Origin of the sequence: Vreelandella venusta (genome assembly GCF_015689495.1) — a bacterium.
Taxonomy (GTDB): Bacteria; Pseudomonadota; Gammaproteobacteria; order Pseudomonadales; family Halomonadaceae; genus Vreelandella; species Vreelandella venusta.
The window spans coordinates 4,081,401-4,102,547 of sequence record NZ_CP065135.1 but is presented as its reverse complement, the minus strand read 5'-3'; the positions used below and the strand labels follow the sequence as shown (position 1 = coordinate 4,102,547).

At 51.2% G+C, this 21,147-nt stretch carries 18 protein-coding genes; 15 read left to right on the top strand and 3 right to left on the bottom strand.

Going from position 1 to position 21,147, the window contains the following annotated elements; genetic code table 11:
- Positions 1 to 101 precede the first annotated feature (101 nt).
- The 8 genes from IR195_RS18870 (at position 102) to IR195_RS18835 (ending at position 10,692) form a co-directional block, all read left to right on the top strand.
- The gene (locus IR195_RS18870; RefSeq protein WP_206048319.1) at positions 102 to 2,147 is read left to right on the top strand and encodes a hydantoinase/oxoprolinase family protein; all 2,046 of its coding nucleotides are present in this window, start codon (positions 102 to 104) and stop codon (positions 2,145 to 2,147) included.
- Entirely contained in the window at positions 2,144 to 4,117 is a 1,974-nt protein-coding gene (locus IR195_RS18865; protein ID WP_205739105.1) for a hydantoinase B/oxoprolinase family protein, read from the top strand. The genes IR195_RS18870 and IR195_RS18865 overlap by 4 nt, the downstream gene beginning before the upstream one ends.
- 107 nt (positions 4,118 to 4,224) lie before the next feature.
- Positions 4,225 to 5,193, top strand: a complete 969-nt coding sequence (locus IR195_RS18860; RefSeq protein WP_206048318.1) for an AraC family transcriptional regulator — start codon at positions 4,225 to 4,227, stop codon at positions 5,191 to 5,193.
- A gap of 56 nt (positions 5,194 to 5,249) precedes the next feature.
- Positions 5,250 to 5,534 (top strand): cupin domain-containing protein, encoded by a 285-nt coding sequence (locus IR195_RS18855; RefSeq protein WP_125752568.1) that lies wholly within the window; start codon positions 5,250 to 5,252, stop codon positions 5,532 to 5,534.
- 493 nt (positions 5,535 to 6,027) lie between these two features.
- Positions 6,028 to 7,017 (top strand): Bug family tripartite tricarboxylate transporter substrate binding protein, encoded by a 990-nt coding sequence (locus IR195_RS18850; RefSeq protein ID WP_125752565.1) that lies wholly within the window; start codon positions 6,028 to 6,030, stop codon positions 7,015 to 7,017.
- 104 nt (positions 7,018 to 7,121) lie between these two features.
- Positions 7,122 to 7,622: a tripartite tricarboxylate transporter TctB family protein gene (locus IR195_RS18845; RefSeq protein WP_125752562.1), complete on the top strand. Its 501-nt coding sequence runs from the start codon at positions 7,122 to 7,124 to the stop codon at positions 7,620 to 7,622.
- A 31-nt stretch (positions 7,623 to 7,653) separates the two neighbouring features.
- Positions 7,654 to 9,162 carry a tripartite tricarboxylate transporter permease gene (locus IR195_RS18840; protein WP_089040408.1) on the top strand — a complete coding sequence of 503 codons (1,509 nt, stop codon included), beginning with the start codon at positions 7,654 to 7,656 and terminating at the stop codon, positions 9,160 to 9,162.
- A gap of 123 nt (positions 9,163 to 9,285) precedes the next feature.
- Entirely contained in the window at positions 9,286 to 10,692 is a 1,407-nt protein-coding gene (locus IR195_RS18835; RefSeq protein WP_206048317.1) for a hypothetical protein, read from the top strand.
- Between the two features lie 9 nt (positions 10,693 to 10,701).
- Here the strand turns inward: IR195_RS18835 and IR195_RS18830 are convergent, their stop codons facing one another.
- The 3 genes from IR195_RS18830 to IR195_RS18820 all read right to left on the bottom strand — a co-directional run bounded on the left by IR195_RS18830 (position 10,702) and on the right by IR195_RS18820 (position 13,539).
- Positions 10,702 to 11,415 carry an SDR family NAD(P)-dependent oxidoreductase gene (locus IR195_RS18830; RefSeq protein ID WP_125752555.1) on the bottom strand — a complete coding sequence of 238 codons (714 nt, stop codon included), beginning with the start codon at positions 11,413 to 11,415 and terminating at the stop codon, positions 10,702 to 10,704.
- Positions 11,416 to 11,519: 104 nt separating this feature from the next.
- Positions 11,520 to 12,671 (bottom strand): acyl-CoA dehydrogenase family protein, encoded by a 1,152-nt coding sequence (locus IR195_RS18825; protein WP_125752552.1) that lies wholly within the window; start codon positions 12,669 to 12,671, stop codon positions 11,520 to 11,522.
- Between the two features lie 46 nt (positions 12,672 to 12,717).
- Entirely contained in the window at positions 12,718 to 13,539 is an 822-nt protein-coding gene (locus IR195_RS18820) for an IclR family transcriptional regulator (RefSeq protein ID WP_206048316.1), read from the bottom strand.
- 278 nt (positions 13,540 to 13,817) lie between these two features.
- Here IR195_RS18820 and IR195_RS18815 point away from each other — a divergent pair, with 278 nt between their 5' ends.
- From IR195_RS18815 to IR195_RS18785, 7 genes are all read left to right on the top strand, one after another.
- Positions 13,818 to 14,609, top strand: coding sequence for an enoyl-CoA hydratase (locus IR195_RS18815; protein WP_206048315.1), 792 nt, complete (start codon positions 13,818 to 13,820; stop codon positions 14,607 to 14,609).
- Complete coding sequence (locus tag IR195_RS18810; RefSeq protein WP_206048314.1) at positions 14,609 to 16,138, top strand: 3-hydroxyacyl-CoA dehydrogenase; 1,530 nt, start codon at positions 14,609 to 14,611, stop codon at positions 16,136 to 16,138. Before IR195_RS18815 ends, IR195_RS18810 begins: the two co-directional genes overlap by 1 nt.
- Positions 16,139 to 16,178: 40 nt before the next feature.
- Complete coding sequence (locus IR195_RS18805) at positions 16,179 to 17,402, top strand: CaiB/BaiF CoA transferase family protein (protein ID WP_206048313.1); 1,224 nt, start codon at positions 16,179 to 16,181, stop codon at positions 17,400 to 17,402.
- A 119-nt stretch (positions 17,403 to 17,521) separates the two neighbouring features.
- Entirely contained in the window at positions 17,522 to 18,253 is a 732-nt protein-coding gene (gene nfsA / locus IR195_RS18800; protein WP_206048312.1) for an oxygen-insensitive NADPH nitroreductase, read from the top strand.
- Positions 18,254 to 18,623: 370 nt separating this feature from the next.
- Positions 18,624 to 19,067, top strand: a complete 444-nt coding sequence (gene aroQ, locus IR195_RS18795) for a type II 3-dehydroquinate dehydratase (protein ID WP_206048311.1) — start codon at positions 18,624 to 18,626, stop codon at positions 19,065 to 19,067.
- 488 nt (positions 19,068 to 19,555) lie between these two features.
- Complete coding sequence (locus tag IR195_RS18790; protein WP_125752534.1) at positions 19,556 to 20,374, top strand: CoA transferase subunit A; 819 nt, start codon at positions 19,556 to 19,558, stop codon at positions 20,372 to 20,374.
- Positions 20,374 to 21,147, top strand: a complete 774-nt coding sequence (locus IR195_RS18785) for a CoA-transferase subunit beta (protein ID WP_206048310.1) — start codon at positions 20,374 to 20,376, stop codon at positions 21,145 to 21,147. The genes IR195_RS18790 and IR195_RS18785 overlap by 1 nt, the downstream gene beginning before the upstream one ends.

The following is a 21,147-nucleotide window of genomic DNA, read 5'->3' as shown; positions in this document are numbered from 1 at the left end:
CTTGGTTTTAGGTGGTGTTTTTGTTGGCATGAAAATATAAATATATATTTTCTTTTTTCCTCAAGCAAAAAACATGAGTAAAACAATTATAAGGAGTCGATATGCCTGATATAAGAGTTGCCGTTGACGCAGGTGGAACTTTCACTGACGTGTGTATTTATAACTCGTCCACTCAAGAGTTTCGTGTCACTAAAGTACCCTCTACGCCAAATAATCCCATGCAGGCAGTGATCAATGGGGTTAGGCGAGGTGAAATCGAACTGGCTGATGTAGACCTGTTCTTTCATGGAACGACAGTCGCTACGAATGCATTGATTACACGACGCTTCCCAAAGGCATCTTTGGTGACGACCAAAGGCTTCCGTGATGTTATCGAAATCCGCGATGGTACTAAAGATAACCTCTGGGATGCTTATGCGGATGTAAGTGGCCCCTATATTCGGCGGCGTGATCGCTTTGAGGTCACTGAGCGCGTTGATTATGCCGGTGACATTGTCACCCCGCTGAATGAGCAGGAGGCGAGAGAGCTGGCACGTAAACTTAAGCGACGAGGCACCACAACGATCGCTGTATGTTTTATGAACTCCTATGCCAATGCACATAATGAGCAGCGCATGCGTCAGATTCTCGAAGAAGAGATTCCCGGCGCCAATGTATCCACGTCTTCAGAGATACTGCCCGAAATTTTTGAGCATGATCGCTTTAATACTGCAGTAGCCAATACGGTACTAGGGCCGCTGGTATCCGATTATGTTAAGCAGTTGGATGATGAGTTGACCGCTGGTGGCTACGTCAATGATTTACTGCTTTTACACTCTGGTGGCGGATCGATGACACCAGCGATGGCCAAACATTTTCCTGTACGCCTGGCAGCATCTGGCATTGCAGCCGGTGCCATTGCAGCTAAGCATATCGCTGAACAGTGTGGCTACAAAAATGCAGTCGGCTTGGATATGGGCGGGACATCAACAGATATTTCCCTAATCCATGATGGTGAACTGAGGGTAACCAAACAGTGGGGTGTGGAGTACGGTCACCCTATTGTATTTCCTAGCATCGAGGTGTTGACCATTGGTGCTGGTGGCGGCTCGCTAGCCCATATTGATATTGCTGGTGCCTTACGCAATGGGCCCCAATCAGCTGGCGCGGATCCAGGTCCAGCTTGCTACGAGCGTGGTGGCATGGAGCCTACTAATACTGATGCCAACATAGCATTAAATCGCCTGGGTACTAGCTTGGCCGGTGGAGCACTAGAGCTTAACCGAGATAAAGCTATTGACGCGATCAAAGATAAAATCGGCCAACCGCTATCGCTAGAAACAGCCGAGGCTGCCCAAGCTATCCTAAAAGTAGCGAATGCCAACATGGCGGATGCTGTTCGCTTAGTTTCCATTCGCCGTGGTCTCGATCCGCGTGATTTTGCCCTGATTGCTTTTGGAGGAGCAGGTGCATTGCATGGCGCTGAAGTTGCCAGAGAGCTTGGTATCCCTGCAGTGATCATACCGCCCAATCCGGGGGTTACATCAGCCATGGGCTGCTTGCTAGTGGATATCCAGCATGACCTGTCGATGATGTATACCGCATCCGCTGATAGCGCTGATACGAATGATCTTGAGCATCAGTTCTGTGGCCTGGAGAAGGAGGCAGCCGATCGCCTGCGCCATGAAAACGTTGCGGATGAAGATGTCGTGCTTCAGCGAGGAATTTCAATGCGCTACCAGGGGCAATGGCGTTCACTACAAGTGCCGATGAATAACAGCGCCCACTCACTAAAAGATGCGATGGAAACCTTTCATCAGGAGCATGAACGTCAGTTCTCATTCCGCCAGGATACACAGCCGGTCGAAATCTATCAGCTGCATCTTCGTGCCATTGGTAAAACTCCTAAGCCGTCGTTCACACCCTTTGAAAAGATTGTCGGTGCAACCGTAGAACCGCATGCTCAAAGGAATGTGTTCTTTGATGGCCAGTGGCACGCCACCCCCATTTATCAACGTGAAGCACTTCCACCCGGTTTTGAACTGGCAGGCCCAGCGATTATTGATCAGTTGGATTCTACAACTGTCGTTCCCCCTAACACGACGGCGTTAATTGATGAGTGGAAAAACATCCGGATTCAGATCATCGAAACAGGAGAGCGCGCATGAACATGCCCAACAAAATTAACGTAGGCACCCTAGATCCGGTTACGTTTGAAGTGCTGAAAAATGCGTTTGCAACAAGCGTTGATCTCATGAGTGAGCAGATCCTGCGTACCTGTTATTCGTTTGTGATTTATTCCCGTGACTTTTCTTCTGCACTGTGTGACGCCAAAGGTAATACCGTTATGCAGGGCAGTGGTGATATCGCCGTGCACGTGGGCACTCTTCACTTTCAATGTAAAGCAGTATTAGAAGAGTTTGCCGATGATATTAAGCCTGGTGACGTATTTGCCATTAATGACCCCTACCGTGGAGGTACTCATCTTAATGATGTTAGCTTCATCCGGCCGATTTTCGTCGCTGATGAGATTATCGGTTTCGCCCAAAATAAAGGGCACTGGGCGGATATTGGAGGCAATGTTCCTGGATCTTTTGATGTCAATGCTAGTACTCACTTTAGTGAAGGGCTACGGATTACTCCGATACGGGTCTGGCGCCAAGGAACCTTCTTACATGATGTTGCTCAGTTGCTGGTTTCCAATACGCGGGCTCCGAGTCAGGCACTGGGCGACTTGCATGCGCAAGCGGAGGCTACTGCCGTGTGCGAACGAGAAATCCTGCGCCTAGTTGAGAAATATTCCAAAGAAACAGTTATCGCAGCCATGCAGGAGACACAAGACTACGTCGAACGTATCGTATTGAAAAGCTTGGCAGACATGCCTAAGGGCGAATGGGAAACAGTAGATTATATTGATGTCGATCCTGCACAGGGAGAAGGCATGGTTCCTATCTGTATTAAGCTGAAACTAGATGGTAACGGCATCCACTATGACCTATCAGGCTCGGCACCAGCCGTCTCCACCTTTCTAAATTCTGGTTATGGCACAACCCACTCAGCCATTTACGCGGGCACTAAGACATTCTTTCCAGATGTACCGCTAAACTCAGGCTTTTATCGTGCTGTGACAGCAAACATTGGTGAAGAGGGCAGTGTGGTTAATGCAGGCTGGCCGCATGCAGTGACTGGCTTTTGCTCGGGCCCCTACGAAAAAATCATGAATGGTGTCTTCGAATTATGGAGCGGTATCATGCCGGAACGGGCCATGGCCTGTGCCTTCAATTTAGAGTATTTGTTGATTGGCGGTAATGATGGACGAACAGAGTCAACTAACTACTTTATGTGGTATGACTGGATGGCGGGAGGCTGGGGAGGCCGCCAAACGAAGGATGGGTCTTCGGCAACATCCCCTGTTTTTGGTACAGGTCTCGCTGTGCAGCCTGTAGAAGGCCAGGAACGTCTTAACCCAGTGTTGACGATGTGTCATGAAATCAGCATGGACTCAGGTGGCCCGGGGCGTTTTCGTGGTGGATGTGGGGTGCAGAAGGGAGGAGTGCTTACCAAGGTCGACAAGACAGTAATGAGCTACTGCTGTGACCGTGGTCGCTCGGTAACTTGGGGGCTTAATGGCGGCCTACCTTCCGTTCCACACGGCGTGTGGATTAATAAAGGCACTCCAGATGAAGAATACCTGGGCGCAACATTCTCCAATGTGCCAGTGCATTCAGGCGATACGTTTACACGCCCCTCCGCAGGTGGGGGTGGCTTTGGGGACCCGCTAAAGCGTTTGCCGGAAGAAGTGCTTGAAGACGTTATTGACGGTTACGTCTCAGTGGCCCGGGCTGAATTAGACTATGGCGTTGTGATTACCGTCAACGATGCAGATATTGACGACTATACGATAGATACTGAAGGCACTTCTAAAGTTCGGGATATGATTCGTAAAGAGCGCCATCAATGGTTGCAGTCGCCGCCTGAACAAGTGGCTCGCCAATACCGTGATGGTGATTTAGATGTACTGGATGTGATTCGCCGTTATGGAGTGGTGCTTGATTGGGGAACTGGCGAATTGCTTGAGAAATCAACCCAACAATACCGTGAGTCACTGCGTAGACGTTCATCGGACCATTGGGCATGATTCAGGGTATTTTCAGCGCCATTAATAAAAGCCACTGAGGCCAACGACTCGTCGCCCCACTGCAAGTATTGGTGGGGCCTTCATGACTCGATGATGAGGCGAATAAAATGAATAATGCCAGCATCGATAAAAACCATTCTAGCGCCATGTTAATGTCCAGCTCGCAGGAACGCTGGACCAAGTTGGTTTCACAAACGTATTTCCCACTGACCCTGAATTACGGGAATCCGGAAGCGCGCTTTCAAGGATCTTTGAAAGTATGGAAGGCGCAAGGCAGTGATTTTTCACTATCGAGACTGTGTTCTTACCAAGCAGAGTACTCACGCTGCCAGGCGCAAATAGCACAAGATGACCACGCTTCTTTTCTGGTCACAATTCCACTGCGCACCCATGTGTTCTTTACTCAACACGGCCGTAGTCTGAATTGTCCCCCAGGTCATTTTATTGTTGAGCAGGGGGATGCCCCTTACCGCTTTGGCTATGAATTACCTAATGATATGTGGGTATTCAAAGTTCCTAGTCAATCGATGAAGCACAGAATTCGCAGGCCAGAACGATATTCGCAGCACTGTTTTTCAGCAGAAAAAGGTATTGGCTGTGCCTTTGTAGAATTCTTGATGATCTGCTCTCAAAGGGTCAATGAATGCAGTATCAATGACCAGAACCGCTTGTTTGAGCAGGCGTTAAATATGCTAACACTCGTCTTAGAGCAGGATGAGCGTGTGCTTAATAGTGATCAGTCGCACCTCAAAACCGCACATCTTATGCGTATCGAGCGCTATATTTCTGCCAACCTTGGTGACCCTGATTTGACACCTGCTCGTATCGCCCACTACAGCGGCATTTCATTACGTTATCTGCACAAACTATTTTCCGGTTCGGGCTATACCGTGCGTGAATGGGTAAAGGTGCAGCGCCTTGAAGCAGCCCATCGAGACCTGGAAGCGACGCCCACTGGTATTAATATCGGTGAGATCGCTTATCGCTGGGGGTTCTCCGATCAGGCCCAATTCTGTCGAGCCTTCAAACAGCATTATGGCTACTCGGCCAGTGAACTGCGGTTTCAGGTAGTTTAGGTATTTCTAGCGCTTCTTTCCCCAAAAATAAACGTAAATCAGAGCGAGGCAATGTTATGACCAGACCCCAAGCAAGCAGTCAGCGACAAATAGATAACGATCAAGTAATCGTCACCCGTTGGGACTTCCCTCCGGAAGCAGAAACTGGCTGGCATCGTCACGATCATGATTATGTGATTGTGCCAATTCATGATGGCAAGATGTTACTCGAAACGCCAGAAGGCAACCGTGAAGTGATGCTGCAAGCAGGGGTATGCTACAACCGTATAGCAGGCACCGAACATAATGTCATCAATATTGGCGAGAACGCTTTTTCTTTTGTTGAAATTGAACTGAAGTAACGCAGGCAGCCTCAAGTAAGCTAAAGGCTTGAGGCGCTTTCCTTCGCTTTTAGGCTTGTCAAACGCGTTGCTCCTCTCTTGAAAGGAAAACCGTGTCCTTTGGGGTTAATGTATTGCGAACTTGCTGCCCCAGACCCGCACTGGCTGAGACGCCGTAGGGAGAAACGTTTCTACAAAAAAAGATCATGGGTTTCTTGAGAGACGAAAAGCAGAACTGCCATTAAGGAGCTATGCCGCCAGCATGGTTGCCCGTAAGCCAGTTACTATTGCTATCGACAAGCTTTGAGAAGCCCTATTTAGCCTCCCACGAGATAGATCCATTCCATCCGTCTCGCCATTTTTGAGCAGCGAGCCACATTTTTGGGCGTGGTATAAACTAAAGTCGGGGTTTCTGGCATTAGTGTGATAGCAGTACTCTATAGATATAAAATGCGAATAGTTGTTCGCTTTGCGAACTTTAAATATAAGTACTCTAACCCATGAAGAGTCCACTATGAAAAAAATTCTAAACGCTCTTTGCACTGCCACTTGCGGTGGTGCCGTTGCTCTATCTCTCTCTGTGTCCACTGCTCAAGCACAGGATTGGCCTACTGATGATGTGCGCTTGGTGGTTCCCTATGCACCCGGTGGCACTACGGATGTGTTGTCGCGTCGTGTGGCCGACTTGCTACAGGAAGAACTCGATACCAATGTGGTGGTAGAAAACCGCCCAGGGGCTGGCTCTACTGTTGCTACTGGCCGTTTGGCTCGCGGTGGCCGTGATATCGATCACACCATATTAATGGCGTCACCTGGGCATACCATTGGCGCTGCTATTTATCCTGGTCTCACCTACGATCCGGTCGAGGACTTCGTATTCATTCAGAATATGATTGATATTCCTAATGTGATGGTGGTACCGGCTGACAGCCCTTACAACAGTGTGCTTGAGTTTGTTGAGGCAGCAAAAGAACAGAATATGACCTTTAGTCACAGTGGTGTGGGTAGTTCTATCCACATGTCTGGAGAGCTGTTTAAGACGCTGACTGAAACCAATATGACTGCGGTACCTTTTGCTGGCAGTGGTGCAGCCCTACCAGCCTTGCTGGGAGGTGATGTCGATGTCTCTTTCGAGAACATGCCGACTGTGTTCTCGCATATTCAATCCGGCGATTTGAGAGCGCTGGCGGTTACTTCAGCTGAGCGTTCTGAATTCCTACCAGATGTGCCAACCCTCAAGGAAATTGGTGAGTATAACCTCGACCAGTTTGTCACTACCGCTTGGTTTGGCCTGATTGCCCATCACTCTTTCCCCGAAGAAGCGACAGTTGCCATGCAAAAAGCGTTGCAAGAGGTGATGGAGCGCGAGGAGTTCACTAGCTTTGTCGAGCAGCTGGGTGCAGAGAAAGGCACTATCGCTGGTGATGATTTCAAAGCCTTCATCGCTGATGAAGTTGCTCGCTGGGACGAAGTAGCGACTGAAGCCGGTATTCGTCAAGAGTAAGTCATTGGCAAGTACCTAGTATGGCGAGGCGAGGGTTACGACCCTCGCCTCAATTGGTTTCCTTGTAGAGCTTTTTTACGTCTTTACGTCGAGAGAGTACCCCGATGACGAAGTTTCACTCTACCGGTGGCACGCTGATCAAGGATCCGTGGGATGTAGTCGCCGGGGTTATGCTGCTGGGCTTCTCCCTGCTGCTGCTTTTCTATCTGGTTCCCAATTACATTGGTCAACCTCCCATCATGCAGAATCCGATGATGTCGCCGCGCTGGTTGCCGAACATTGTGGGCTGGTTGCTGCTGGTGTTCTCGGTACTGATGATTATTCAAGGTGTGCTAGTTGCTGACGATGCCGAAGATAGCGGACGTCGTTTTGAGCGTGGTCCGTTATTGCGCTTTGCGCTGATGGCATTATCTCTGGTTGTCTACGCTGGCCTGTTTGAGATGTTAGGTGCGGTAATCAGTGGCATCCTCGCCACTTTGATACTTTTCATCGCCCACCCGGTGCGTACTTGGTGGGTTTATGGTCTAGCTATCGTTTTCCCGGCGGGCGTGACGCTACTGTTTACGGGGGTTATGAACGTGCCGCTGCCGATGTGGCCGTTCTGAGCTCACTGCCACCTTTGAGATCTGGTGATTTATGGAAAACATTACAGAAGTACTGCAGCTGTTTCTAGCCACAGAGAACTTTGTGGCAATCGCTGTAGGGGTGGTGGTTGGCGTTACTGTCGGCTCTATCCCGGGTCTTACTGCCACGATGGCGGTGGCCTTGGCACTACCGTTTACTTTTTCTATGGAGCCGGTCGCGGCCATACTGTTGTTGGTAGGTATTTATAAGGGTGGTATGTATGGCGGCTCAATCACCGCTATTTTGATTCGTACGCCGGGTTCGCCAGCTTCAGCCTGTACGTTACTAGATGGCTATCCGATGGCGCAGCAAGGAGAAGCGAAAAAAGCGCTTAAGATGGCGCTCTATTCGTCGGTGATTGCGGATTTTATTTCTAATATTGCATTGATCTTTTTTGCTGCTTATTTAGCTAAGATTGCACTTAACTTCGGTGCGCCGGAATTCTTTTGGCTGATCTGCTTTTCTTTGACTATTATCATCTCGCTTGCCAGTGGCTCGATGATCAAAGGGTTGATTGCGGCTCTTTTGGGTATCCTGCTCTCGCTGGTAGGGCTCGATTCAGTGTTTGGCTCGCAGCGCCTGACCTTTGGCAACTACAACCTGATGGACAGTATCTCGTTTATTCCGCTATTGATCGGTCTGTTTGCGATACCTGAAATTATCGAGTTTTATCGCAAGAAGGTGATACCTCACCTCCGTGCCAAGGCGAGTGGTGCTGGTGTGTCTTTCAGCGAGCTCAAGGGCAGCCTCAAAAGCATCGTTCGAGGTAGTTTGATCGGTGTCATTATCGGCGCTATCCCAGGCACTGGGGCAACTGCAGCGGCTTTCATCTCGTACAGTGATGCCAAGCGTCGTTCACCCCACCCAGAGCGTTTTGGAAAGGGAGAAGTAGAAGGGGTCGCTGCTTCCGAAGCAGGTAACAACGGCGTCGCTGGAGCCACGCTGATCCCACTGCTGTCATTGGGAATCCCTGGCGATGTGATCACCGCTATTATCTTAGGAGCCTTCATGGTTCATGGGTTGACCCCGGGGCCACTGCTGTTTCAGGAAAACCTGCCGCTCATCTATGCACTTTTCCTCGGTATCATGCTCAGTTCCGTGATCTTGTTATTTGTGGGGAATGCAGCAATCCGTTACTTCTCCCTGATCGCAGATATTCCTAAATCGATTCTTTTTCCGATTGTGTTGATGTTCTGCGTATATGGGGCTTATGCGGTCAATAATGATACTTTCGATGTGTGGTTGATGTTGGCTTTTGGGGTTCTGGGTTATGTGTTTAATCGTACCGGTATCCCGGCTGCGCCCTTCCTAATAGGCTTCATTTTGGGGCCTATGTTCGAGGATAACCTGCGTCGCTCGCTGTTAATCGGTTCCAACGATCTGTCGATTTTCGTACGTGGTCCGATCACCTGGTTCTTCATCGCTCTAACCTTAGGCTCCATATTGCTGGCCCTTTATCGTTTTATTACCTCGCGGCAAAAAGCGAAACAGAGTGCGAGTGAACCTGGGGCGGGAGCGTGATGCTGTCGACCTTACGCTAAGTGATGTTTTGCCTTAAGCCCGCGAAGTGGGCCTAAGGCGCAAGGAAATCGAGCCGGCCACCGTAGGGTGCCGGCTTTTTTTACTAGTGAGGTGGAGCCAACCATGAGTTCCCGCATAAAAGTGCCAGTTAAAAACGTATGGTCTAGCCGTTTGCTAGCGGGTGTGGCAGTGCTAACTGTGGTGCATTTATTGAGTGGTGCAACGTGGGCCGCAAGCGTGGCTCAACTACTACTGGCAGGTTTTCTAGTGCTGGGTTGGACCCGTTTTAGCTCGATGGCTCGTATGCTTGCGTTGGCCTGTGTTGCAGTGTCATTTTTTGCACTGTGGCGACTTCCTTCTCCTGGGGTAGTACTTTATGAGGCGGCTAATGGCTTTGTCTTTCTGGCAGCGTTCATGACGGCACTTGCAGTGCTGCGCTTGCCAGCTTATCGGTCGAGACTCATTCGTCGCTGTGGACAGAGCCTACTGTTGCAGCCTCCCACATGGCGTTATCCGATGCTCTCGTTGGGGTCTACCTTATTCGGTATCGTGCTCAACTTTGGCGTGTTGAACTTGTTCATGTCGATGATCGATAAGGCTAATACGCTCGGTTCGGCACAGGGGCGAGTGTGGCTGCAGGAGGTGCGTCGCCGACGCATGCTCTTGGCAACCTTGCGCGGCTTTACCTTGGCTCCTCTGGTTTCCCCGTTAGGTATCGGTGTTGCGGTGGTTTTGGGTAACCTGGAACCGCTGACCTGGGGTCAGCTCTTTCCTTATGTGCTGGCATCGGCAGTCGCGCTATTTCTGCTGGGGTGGGCTTGTGATCAGATTGCTGGTCCTCGTCCGAGCGCCAGCGCAGCAGGGAACGAGAGGCCTTCATTGATACCGCTAGTAGCTTTTAGCCTGCTGCTGTTGGCTCTAGTCCTGCTTGTTTTTGCACTTGCCACTATGCTATCGCTGCGATTGCCTCAGGCTGTCGTGATCGGTGTGCCTCTGGGAGCCTGGGTATGGTTGGCTTGGCAGTGCCGTGATATTGGGTATGCTGGCGTGTGGTCAGCTACTGCTTTGCTCTCCCGCCGTCTGCCTGATGTGCTGGGTGGGATTGGTAATGAGGTCGTCGCGCTGGGTTCAGGTGCTTATCTTGGATATCTCAGCGTGGCGCTGCTTAATCCGGCCCAGCTGGATGGGGTGGCATCACTCCTTATCACTGCTGGCAATTGGTTGCCAGCACTCGCGCTCTTACTGATCGTGGTGCTTGCCCAGATAGGCGTCAATCCCATTATCAGCGTGACCTTCTTAACCAGCATGGTCGCCCAGGTAGGGCTAGAGGGGGTGTCATTGCCGTTGTTGGCGGCGGCGATGCTGGTGGGGTGGTCATTGACGATGGTGTCGTCGCCGTTCACGGCGGCAATGATGATTATGTCGCGCTTCACCGGTATAACGGCGGGCCAAATTGGCCTGCGCTGGAACGGAGCATTTCTGGCGGCCTCGTTGATGATGGCCGCCGTACTTTTTCGATTAGCAAGCTGAGTTATTGCCTCACCCTACCGTGACACCACCGCAAACGAATAATGTTTGTCCCGTGATGAAACTGCTGCGTGGGTCGCAGAAGAAACTAACTGCTTGAGCAACATCATCAGGTTGCCCCATACGCTGGACAGGGATGTTCTCAATGATACGGCGCGCACGCTCTGAGTCGGGTGGGTTGTTCTCCCAGAACGCTGTCGTGGCAATAGGTCCTGGTGCCACACAGTTAACCGTAATGCCATCAGCAGCTAGTTCTAGCGCCCAAGTGCGGGCCATCGACTGTAATGCTCCTTTCGTCGCGCTATAAAGGGTGCGGGCCTCTTTGCCGAGCACCACGCGGCTGGCATTCATAACAATACGTCCCTGGCCATGCTGCCGCATATAGGGAAGAAGAGACTGGGTACATACCAACGCGGAGCGCACGTTGAGGTGCATCAAAGAATCGAAGTCCTCAATACGGGTATCGTCGAGAAGCGCAGGACGCACTATGCCAACATTATTGACAAGACACGTCACCGGGTGGGCGTCAGCGATTTTTTCGAGCACTTGGCGGGTCGCATCAATATCACTCAGGTCGACTAGGTGTGCATCGGCCTTTAATGATTCTGCCTCTGGCGCCTCAATGTCGAGGACAATGGTGCGATAGCCATCTTGTTGCAAGCGCAACGCAATGGCTTGGCCGATGTTGCGGGCGCCGCCGGTGACGATAGCAAAGGGTTGTGGCATGGGTTACATCCTTCTAGTTAAAGGCGCGTAGGGCAGAATAGCGGACGAGGGGGATGAATGATCTGACGGCAACGAGGAGGCCTACGGTCATCAGCAAGCACCCGCTATTGAGCGTCGCGAATCATGTTGCGCGAGATAATTACCTGTTGGATTTGGGTGGTGCCTTCATAGAGCCTGAATAGGCGTACATCGCGATAGAACCGCTCAACGGCGTATTCGCTTATATAGCCAGCGCCGCCATGGATTTGTACACCGCGGTCGGCGACCCTGCTGCACATTTCGGTAGCGAACATCTTTGCGCACGAGGCCTCGGTGCTAACGTTCTGGCCCTCATCACGCTTGCGTGCGGCATCTAGAACCATGCAGCGAGCGGCATAAATCTCGGCCTTGGAGTCGGCCAGCATGCCTTGGATAAGCTGGAATTCGGCAATAGGCTTGCCAAATTGTTGGCGCTCCATTGCAAAACGTAGGGAGTCATCTAGAACACGCTCAGCGGCCCCTACGGCAATGGCGGCAATATGCAGGCGTCCCTTATCCAAAACTTTCATGGCGGTCTTAAATCCGACGCCTTCTTGTTCGCCAATCAGTGCGCTGACCGGTACGCGTACATTATCGAAGATTACATCAGCGGTGTGAGCGCCTTTTTGGCCCATCTTCTTGTCGCGTTTACCAATGGTAATACCGGGGGTGTCGGCTTCAACGATAAAGGCGCTAATGCTTTTGGCGCCTTTGACCTCCAGGTTAGTGCGTGCCATTACGGTAAAAATACCGGCATGCGGGGCGTTGGTGATGTAGCGTTTGGTACCGTTAATCAAGTAGTCGTCGCCATCTTTTATAGCGGTAGTGCGCAGCGAGGCGGCGTCAGAACCGGAGTCGGGCTCCGTTAGGCAGAATGCACTCAGAATCTCGCCGCTGGCCAATCGGGGCAAGTAGTTAGCTTTCTGCTCGTGGGTGCCGTCTAGCAGGATGCCGATTGAACCGATGCCGTTGTTAGTACCGATGAAGGAGCGGAAGGCGGGAGATGTCCTACCCAGCTCGAAAGCAATATTGACTTCTTCCTCCATGGTCACACCAAGACCACCATATTCTTCGGGAATAGTGAGCCCAAAGAGACCCATATCACGCATCTGTGAGGCAATGTCATCGGGGATTTCATCGCTTTCAGCTATTTCTTCCTCACGCGGAATTAACGCTTCTTTAACAAAGCTACGTATGGAGTCGAGCAGGAGCTGCATGGTTTCCTGGTCACGAATCATGTGTGCCTCTTAAATGTAAGGTAAGTAGATCGTTGGAGTCGGGGGGTTACGAGATCTGGGTCTGTATATCGTTGACCAACTGGACTAATTGGGGCCCGATAGACTCTTCCAGCTTTTCCTGTGATATCTGGAACTCAGGGCCGCCACAGTTGAACGACAGAATTCCCAACTGCGGGTGATGGAGAGGCACCGCAACGGCATTCACTTTTCGTTGCCATTCTCCAATCGACAAACAGTAGCCGTAATCGGCGTAGTCTCGAAAAGCACGCTCTAATGCTTTGCGAATAACAGGCCAGTCGCCGGGATAAGACTCCCGTAGGTGGTCCATTAGTGCGTCTGCCTCTTGTGGAGGTAGAGCAGCCAAATAGGCGCGTCCCGCCGAGCTTTGGTGAAGGGGAAGACGCGTACCGGTTTGGCGACGGATGGTGGAACGTAGAGAACTCTGAACCACATCTAGATAAACCATGTCTAGGCGGTCTCGGGCAGACATGGCCACTGTTGCACCGACTTCGTCAGCGAGATTTACCATCAATGGTTGGGCAATCGCGCGAATCGGCAGGTTGGATAGCATGGCATAGCCAAAGGCCATAACGCCCACATCCAATTGATACTTTCCTCGTGATAGAGGGCGCAGATAGCCCAGCCGGGCGAGAGTATGCGTGAGCCGACTAACGGTGGGGCGTGGCAGCCCCGACTTCCTAGCCAGATCGAGGTTGCTTAGGGCACTCTCGCTTGGAGTGAAGCAGCGTAGTAGTTCAAGCCCTCTCGCCAACGCAGTTACGAACTGCCGGTCTTTCTCCTGCTCGCCCGCCGCATTCATCGGGTCTATAACGATCTGAAAATCGCCCTGATTGTCTGTTGTCTTCACCGATTTCTGCCTCGTTCGAGGTTTTTGGACAGATTGATTTTGCAGCTTGTTATCGATAAATGTCAATCATGCAGTCTTAATGTCCGCTTGGCGGGCATTTTAATGTTGCGATATAGAGCGTTTTAGAAATTGTGTATTGATTTTAAGTATTTGATAAATATTTATTTTGATTATGTTTTTTTTCGACAGATTGACAGTTATTCCAAAAGCTGTGTAAGTTTTATCTATTATTAAAACTTTTGTCCGCAATGCGGACACAATTGGTGGCGAAATTTTGCATGATAAACAAACAGCGCTCTTCCGAGGTCGATCTTGCCTCGCTTGATGATGGGGTGGCGGTGGTTCGTATTGATCGGCCGCATGCCAAGAATGCTCTCAATGGAGCGGTGAGATATCAGTTAGCCGAGCTTTTTTCGTCTCTAACTCAGCAGGATGAGGTGAGAGTCATTGTACTGACCGGGGGCGAGCAGGTGTTTGTTGCAGGTGCTGATGTAAAGGAGTTTGCTGAGGCTTCTCCGACTGAAATGCATCTACGCCACAATGAGCGTTTTTGGGAGCCGGTGGCACGCTGTCCTAAGCCAGTGATCGCCGCTGTTAATGGGTTTGCTCTGGGAGGTGGCTGTGAGCTTGCCATGCACTGCGACATCATCATCGCGGGGGAGTCGGCACGGTTTGGGCAGCCAGAGGTCAAGCTGGGTCTAATGCCTGGTGCGGGTGGGACGCAACGGCTAGTACGAGCAGTAGGGAAATTTCAGGCCATGCGCATGCTGATGACCGGCTGCATAGTGCCAGCGGCAGAGGCGTTGGCCATGGGGCTGGTTAGCGAAGTGGTGAGTGATGATCGGACACTGGAACGCGCCACAGTACTAGCACAAGAAATCGCGCATTTGCCTGCTCTAGCGCTAGAGCACATCAAAGAAATGGTGCTCATGGGGGCTGATCTGCCCTTAGAGAGCGCTTTGGTGCTTGAACGTAAAGCTTTTCAGCTGCTTTTTGACACTGTGGATCAGAAAGAGGGTGCTGCTGCCTTTATCGAGAAGCGCAAACCGAGCTACCGAGGAGAATCCTAATGGCGAGAAAAGTGAATCGGCTGGGGATTGTCGGCACAGGGGTGATGGGGGCTGGAATAGCCCAGATCGCTGCGCAGGCAGGGCTGGAGGTCGTGCTGTTTGATAGCCGCGATGGGGCAGCCCGTGCTGCACGTGATGGTCTGCAAGGAACGTTCGATAAATTGGTTAGTAAGGGCAAGGTATCTCAGGAGTCTGCTGGGGTCGCTTTGTCGCTTCTTTCCATCGCCGAATCGATGACGGCTTTTGCGGATTGCGATGTGGTTATTGAGGCAATCATCGAGGATCTGGGAATCAAGCAACGCTTATTTGGCGACCTCGAAGCGGTCGTTTCGCGAGATTGTATCCTCGCTACCAATACCTCTTCACTCTCGGTCACCGCTATTGCTGCGGAGCTAACTTATCCTGGTCGAATGGCCGGTTTTCACTTCTTCAATCCTGTTCCGCTGATGAAGGTCGTTGAGGTGATCGGGGGAGTCAATACCGATGAAGCTGTCGTTAATACACTGCTGGAGCTGGCAAGCCAACTTGGACATGCTGGTGTGCGTGCCCAGGACTCCCCTGGCTTTATTGTCAATCATGCTGGACGTGCCTACAGCACGGAAGGCCTTAAGATTTTAGAAGAGCAGGTGGCGCCGCCTGACGATATCGATCGGATTCTTCGCGAGGAGGCTGGTTTCCGAATGGGGCCACTCGAACTTTTTGATTTGACTGGCCTCGATGTTTCGCATCCTGCAATGGAGTCGATTTTCACGCAGTTCTATCACGACCCGCGTTATAGGCCTTCTTATATATCCCGGCAAATGCTGAAAGGGAATCGCCTGGGCCGCAAGACGGGGGTGGGCTTTTATCGCTATGAAGATGGACAAAAAGTCGCCGCGCTGGCGCCACAGCCCGTGCCTACGATCAGTGATTTTCCGTCATTCTGGGTGGGGTGCGAGGATATCGACCTACGTGAGCAGGTCATGTCACTGCTGGTGTCGCTTGGCGGACGAGTGGAAAGGACAGATTCACCATCGGAAGATGCGCTCTGTTTACTACTGCCCTTTGGTGATGATGCGGTGAGTGCGAGTGCGTATTTCGGTGTCGACCCTGAGCGCACACTCTGCCTCGACGCATTTATGGGGCTGGAGCGGCATCGCACACTGATGATGACACCCGTCACGCGGCAGCAGATGTGCGACGCTGCTCACGCATTATTGGCCTCTGATGGAACCGGAGTGACCGTGATTCGTGACAGCGTGGGGTTTGTCTCTCAACGTGTGCTGGCCGTAGTGGTTAATCTAGCCTGTGATATTGCTCAGCGTGGGATTGCCACGCCTAACGATATCGATAATGCCGTTAGATTGGGACTTAATTATCCCTATGGACCATTGGCATGGGGAGATGCGTTAGGCCCGCAGAGGTTGCTTGCCATTCTTGAGCGCATCACTGCCTTAACGGGAGATCCTCGCTATAGGCCAAGCCCGTGGCTGCGGCGTCGAGCAACGCTTGGCCTATCACTGTTACATGAAGCACCGAGTGTTCGGTGATGTTGAGGTTGATTATGTTAGTTGAAACGAGGTGGGTGTCATGGGAGCACTGACGGGAATTCGTGTGCTTGACCTAAGCCGAGTACTGGCTGGCCCCTGGTGCAGTCAAGTATTGGCCGATCTTGGCGCGGATGTCGTCAAGGTAGAGCGCGTAGGGCGAGGCGATGACACGCGTGCTTGGGGCCCGCCATACATGAAAGATACTCAGGGTAACGAGACTCCGGAAACCTCGTATTACCAATCCTCCAATCGCAATAAGCGCTCGGTGGCTGTCGATATTACCACCGCAAAAGGACAGGAAGTTGTTCGTGCACTGGCGGCTGAGAGCGACGTGCTGGTCGAGAACTTCAAAGCGGGCTCCCTAAAGAAGTATGGGTTGGATTATGAATCACTCTCCAATCTCAATCCGAGATTAATCTACTGCTCCATTACGGGGTTTGGCCAGACAGGGCCTCGCGCGCAGGAACCTGGCTATGATTTCATTATCCAGGGAATGGGTGGGCTCATGAGCATCACCGGGGAGCGTGATGGCGTTCAGGGTGGCGGTGCGCAGAAAGTGGGGGTGGCTGTCACCGATGTGATGACAGGGCTTTACTCGGTTATTGCCATTCAGGCTGCGCTACTGGCTCGTGAAAAATCTGGTCGCGGCCAGCATTGCGACATGGCGCTGCTGGATGTGCAGGTGGCGGCATTAGGCAACCAGAGCCAGAACTATCTAAGCACAGGCGTTTCACCTGGGCGCTATGGTAATGCGCATGCCAACATTGTGCCTTACAACTCCTTTCGTGCCAGTGATAAGGACTTCATTATTGCGTGTGGCAACGATTCTCAGTTTGCCGCGCTGGCCAGCGCTATTGGGTTGCCAGAGCTTTCTGCTGATCCCCGGTTTTCAAAGAATGAAAGTCGGGTCAGAAATAGAGATGCAATCACCCAGATTCTCTCAGAGCATTTTAAACGCGATACAGCGGAAGCGTGGGTAAAAAAAATCAGCAACGTCAGGGTGCCGGTCGGGTTAATTAACGATATTGCCGACGCACTAGCAGAGCCCCAGGTGGATGCCCGTGGCATGCTAGTCAATATCCCCCATTCTCTGAATCCTGACTTTAAGATGGTGGGTAGCCCAATTCATCTTTCCGACACGCCCGTAGAGTACAGAAGGCCAGCACCACTGCTGGGGCAAGATACTAACGATGTTCTCACCGAGTACCTTGGTCTTTCGCCAGAACAGTTATCGCAGCTGAAGAATGACGGTGTACTGGGGTAACCCAGGCTTCCAAGTTGCCGACTACAGTTTGGTGGGTGATCTTTGCGAGGTTCTGCCAGTGCTTTAGGGTAGGCTGTAATGTTGAACACCAATTAAACATTATTATATAGGCGTGCATAATGAACGACACGATTAAACTATTGAAATCTCATCGCTCAATTAGAGAGTTTGAAGAGCGAGAAATTCCGCCGGAGTTATTGATAGAACTGATTCGTACCGGGCAAGCAGCAGCAACCTCCAGCCATATACAGGCATATAGCATAATACATGTCACCGATAAGCATTTACGCGACCAGTTAGTCGAGCTGACAGGTGGGCAAAAATACGTAGCGAGCAGTAGTGATTTCCTAGTTTTTTGTGCCGATATGAAGCGTCCACTTGAAGCGGCGAGAAGCACAGGAGAAAACGTCGTTAGTGGTATGACCGAGCAGCTTTTGGTTGCTACGGTAGACGTTTCACTGGTAGCACAAAACATCGCGATTGCGGCGGAGTCTGAAGGGCTAGGAATTTGCTACATAGGAGGTATACGCAATAATCCACAAGCCGTGAGCGAACTACTAAGTTTGCCACACCATGTATACCCTGTCTTTGGTATGTGTATTGGTTATCCTGCACAAGATCCGGATATTAAGCCGCGGTTACCCGTTGAAGCTATCGTTAAAAAGAACAGATACAGTGATGATTCAGAACATGTGAATGCTTTTAATCTCACCATGCATCACTATTACCAGACCCGCAAAGGAGGAAATAAAGTTTCAGACTGGTCGCAGAGTTTAGCCCCACTTTTTAATCAAAAGCTACGTTCGCATATGCAAGAGTTTCTTATTGATAAAGGTTTTGAGATGAAGTGAGGAATAGTTTTCAGATCTAATAGACCAGCTATCGTCTCTCTTTTGGGTGGACGACTGATTGGTATAAATTTATATCCAGCTGTTTATGATGAGCCGTCTAGCTGAAGTGTTTGCTACAGGCGGCTTGCTTGGGTTTAACGGATGCTCGCTGTTACGAAGCCGCGCTCATCAGGTTTTAGCCTTTTCCTTCCATCAGTGCCCCCTCGTTGAAATAACCTTACTAGCACATAGCCAATATAGTATGTTGTTCAAATAGCGCTTAATTGAGCGATTTTTAGACATTATGAAGACAGATTCAGCACTCAACGGCACGTTATTAAAGGCATAGCGACTGCCGGCAATGACGTAATGCGACGAAAGGAGATAAGCAGTGGGACAACCAAAAGTAACGGTCCTGCACGGACCTAATTTAAATCTTTTAGGCGTTCGCCAACCAGACATTTACGGCTATGAGACGCTAGATGATGTTAATAACACTTTGGCTGAAATTGCTGAGAAGCAGGGCTGGGATATAAGCTGTTTTCAAAGTAATCACGAGGGCGAATTAATTGATGCCATCCATGCGGCGCGTCTTGATGGCACACTGGCTATTATCATCAACCCGGCCGCCTATACCCATACGTCTGTCGCTATCCTGGATGCGCTTAATGCCTTTGAAGGTAAGGTCATTGAGGTGCATATCTCAAACGTTCATAAACGCGAAAGCTTTCGTCATCACTCCTATGTCTCGAAGCGGGCAGATGGGGTCATTGCGGGGCTTGGGACAGAGGGTTACCAGGCTGCTTTAAACGCCGTCATAAAATCCTGCGTTTAAACGATACGCGAAGCCGTACGAAGGCAAAAAGCAGTACAAGGACTTTAAAGATACCTTCTCCTTAAGTAAATGACGGTATTTATCCTGGCAATGATGCCGCCAAAGGTGTCGCGCGCAAAGGCATTTACCCAGACGCATTACTGAATGTGTATGCTCCGCCGTTAGCGCGTGGGCACTGTAAATAGACAGTGTGCTGCTAGGAATGGCTCATGTCACTTATGAAGCGCTGCGTGATGCCTGTGATCCAGCGCTATACCTTGGTAGTAGCTTACGCCAAGTAGTGCGTGTGGCTGCTTGGCTGAAAGGCGAGTAATTAACTGAAATTATAGAGTTTTTACCGATGCATACAAAAGGGGAGGCTTAGCCTCCCCTTTTGTATGCATGCTCAGTGGGATTTGACGAGTGAATATGACGAGAGTAAATTGTTCGCAATACAAAACAAAGTTCGTTATTCGAACTTGTCGAAAGTCACTACCAGGAGGAGACCTATGGCTGAGTTCATGGGCTTGCATGACGCGGTAGCGCGCTACGTCGAAGATGGCGCCACCGTTGCCATGGAAGGTTTTACCCACCTTATTCCGTTTGCCGCTGGTCACGAAGTTATCCGTCAGAAAAAGCGTGATCTGACGCTTATCCGCATGACTCCCGATATCATCTATGACCAGTTGATCGGCGCTGGCTGTGCCAAGAAAGTGATTTTTTCCTGGGGTGGTAACCCCGGTGTTGGCTCGCTTCACCGGCTGCGTGATGCAGTTGAGAAAGGCTGGCCGTGCAAAATTGAGATTCTTGAGCACAGCCATGCTGCGATGGCCTGTGCCTTTGAGGCTGGGGCTGCTGGCCTGCCAATGGCTGTGCTGCGTGGCTATGTCGGTAGTGAGCTGCCGAGCGTGAATGATCAAATCAAATTTATTGAGTGCCCGTTTACGGGGGAGCGCTTAGCCGCTGTGCCCTCAGTGCGCCCAGATGTCTCGATCATTCACGCCCAGCGGGCGGATCGCCAGGGCAATGTATTGGTAGAAGGTATTGTTGGCGTGCAGAAAGAGGCGGTGCTGGCTGCTAAGCACAGCATTGTCACTGTGGAAGAGATTGTCGATGACCTGAACGCCCATCCCAATGCTTGCGTGATTCCTGGCTGGGCGATTAGTGCCGTTGCCGTGGCAGAAAAGGGCGCGTTGCCTTCGTATACCCATGGCTACTACGGTCGTAGCAACCGCTTCTATAAAGAGTGGGATGCCATTGCACGTGACCGCGATACCTTTACGCAATGGATCGACAAGAATATCTACGGTGCAGAGGAGCAAGCCTAATGAGTCAGGAATACACCTCTTCTGAAATGATGACTGTAACCGCTGCCCGTGCGTTAGAAAACGGCATGACCTGTTTTGTCGGTATTGGTCTGCCTTCTGAAGCCGCCAACTTGGCACGCCTAACCCACGCGCCTGAGGTAGTGCTGATTTATGAGTCCGGCACCCTGCAAACCAAGCCTGAGATTCTGCCGCTCTCTATTGGTGACGGTGAGCTGTGCGAGTCAGCGCTGACCACGGTGGCCGTGCCAGAGATGTTCCGCTATTGGCTGCAGGGCGGCAAAGTGAGCGTGGGCTTTTTAGGCACCGCACAAATCGACCGCTTTGCTAACCTCAATACCACGCTGATCGGTGATTACAAAGCCCCCAAGGTTCGTTTGCCAGGGGGCGGCGGTGCGCCAGAAATCGCCACCAACGCTGGTGAAGTGTTTATTACCCTGAAGCACTCCAAGCGCGCCTTTGTGAAAGATGTCGATTTCATCACCACGCTAGGCTTTGGACGTGACGGCAAGGGGCGCGATAACGTGCCTAATATTGGCAAAGGCCCTACCCGTGTCATTACTGACCTGTGCGTGATGAAGCCCGATCCGGATACCAAAGAGCTGGTAGTGGTATCGCTGCATCCTGGCGTCACCCGTGAACAAGTGACTGATGCGACCGGCTGGGATATACGCTTTGCCGAACAGTTAGAGAGCACGCCGGAACCGAATTCCAACGAGCTTAAAATATTGCGCGAACTGAAAGCACGCACCGAGCGGGCCCACGCGGGTGAATAA

Bases quoted from the DNA above. Each gene is read 5' to 3' on its own strand.
- IR195_RS18845 (WP_125752562.1), top strand. From the start codon at position 7,122: ATGACGAAGTTTCACTCTACCGGTGGCACGCTGATCAAGGATCCGTGG.
- IR195_RS18860 (WP_206048318.1), top strand. From the start codon at position 4,225: ATGAATAATGCCAGCATCGATAAAAACCATTCTAGCGCCATGTTAATG.
- IR195_RS18830 (WP_125752555.1), bottom strand. From the start codon at position 11,415: ATGCCACAACCCTTTGCTATCGTCACCGGCGGCGCCCGCAACATCGGC.
- IR195_RS18840 (WP_089040408.1), top strand. From the start codon at position 7,654: ATGGAAAACATTACAGAAGTACTGCAGCTGTTTCTAGCCACAGAGAAC.
- IR195_RS18865 (WP_205739105.1), top strand. From the start codon at position 2,144: ATGAACATGCCCAACAAAATTAACGTAGGCACCCTAGATCCGGTTACG.
- IR195_RS18805 (WP_206048313.1), top strand. From the start codon at position 16,179: ATGGGAGCACTGACGGGAATTCGTGTGCTTGACCTAAGCCGAGTACTG.
- IR195_RS18785 (WP_206048310.1), top strand. From the start codon at position 20,374: ATGAGTCAGGAATACACCTCTTCTGAAATGATGACTGTAACCGCTGCC.
- IR195_RS18870 (WP_206048319.1), top strand. From the start codon at position 102: ATGCCTGATATAAGAGTTGCCGTTGACGCAGGTGGAACTTTCACTGAC.
- IR195_RS18825 (WP_125752552.1), bottom strand. From the start codon at position 12,671: ATGATTCGTGACCAGGAAACCATGCAGCTCCTGCTCGACTCCATACGT.
- IR195_RS18790 (WP_125752534.1), top strand. From the start codon at position 19,556: ATGGCTGAGTTCATGGGCTTGCATGACGCGGTAGCGCGCTACGTCGAA.
- IR195_RS18855 (WP_125752568.1), top strand. From the start codon at position 5,250: ATGACCAGACCCCAAGCAAGCAGTCAGCGACAAATAGATAACGATCAA.
- nfsA (WP_206048312.1), top strand. From the start codon at position 17,522: ATGAACGACACGATTAAACTATTGAAATCTCATCGCTCAATTAGAGAG.
- IR195_RS18835 (WP_206048317.1), top strand. From the start codon at position 9,286: ATGAGTTCCCGCATAAAAGTGCCAGTTAAAAACGTATGGTCTAGCCGT.
- IR195_RS18850 (WP_125752565.1), top strand. From the start codon at position 6,028: ATGAAAAAAATTCTAAACGCTCTTTGCACTGCCACTTGCGGTGGTGCC.
- IR195_RS18810 (WP_206048314.1), top strand. From the start codon at position 14,609: ATGGCGAGAAAAGTGAATCGGCTGGGGATTGTCGGCACAGGGGTGATG.
- IR195_RS18815 (WP_206048315.1), top strand. From the start codon at position 13,818: ATGATAAACAAACAGCGCTCTTCCGAGGTCGATCTTGCCTCGCTTGAT.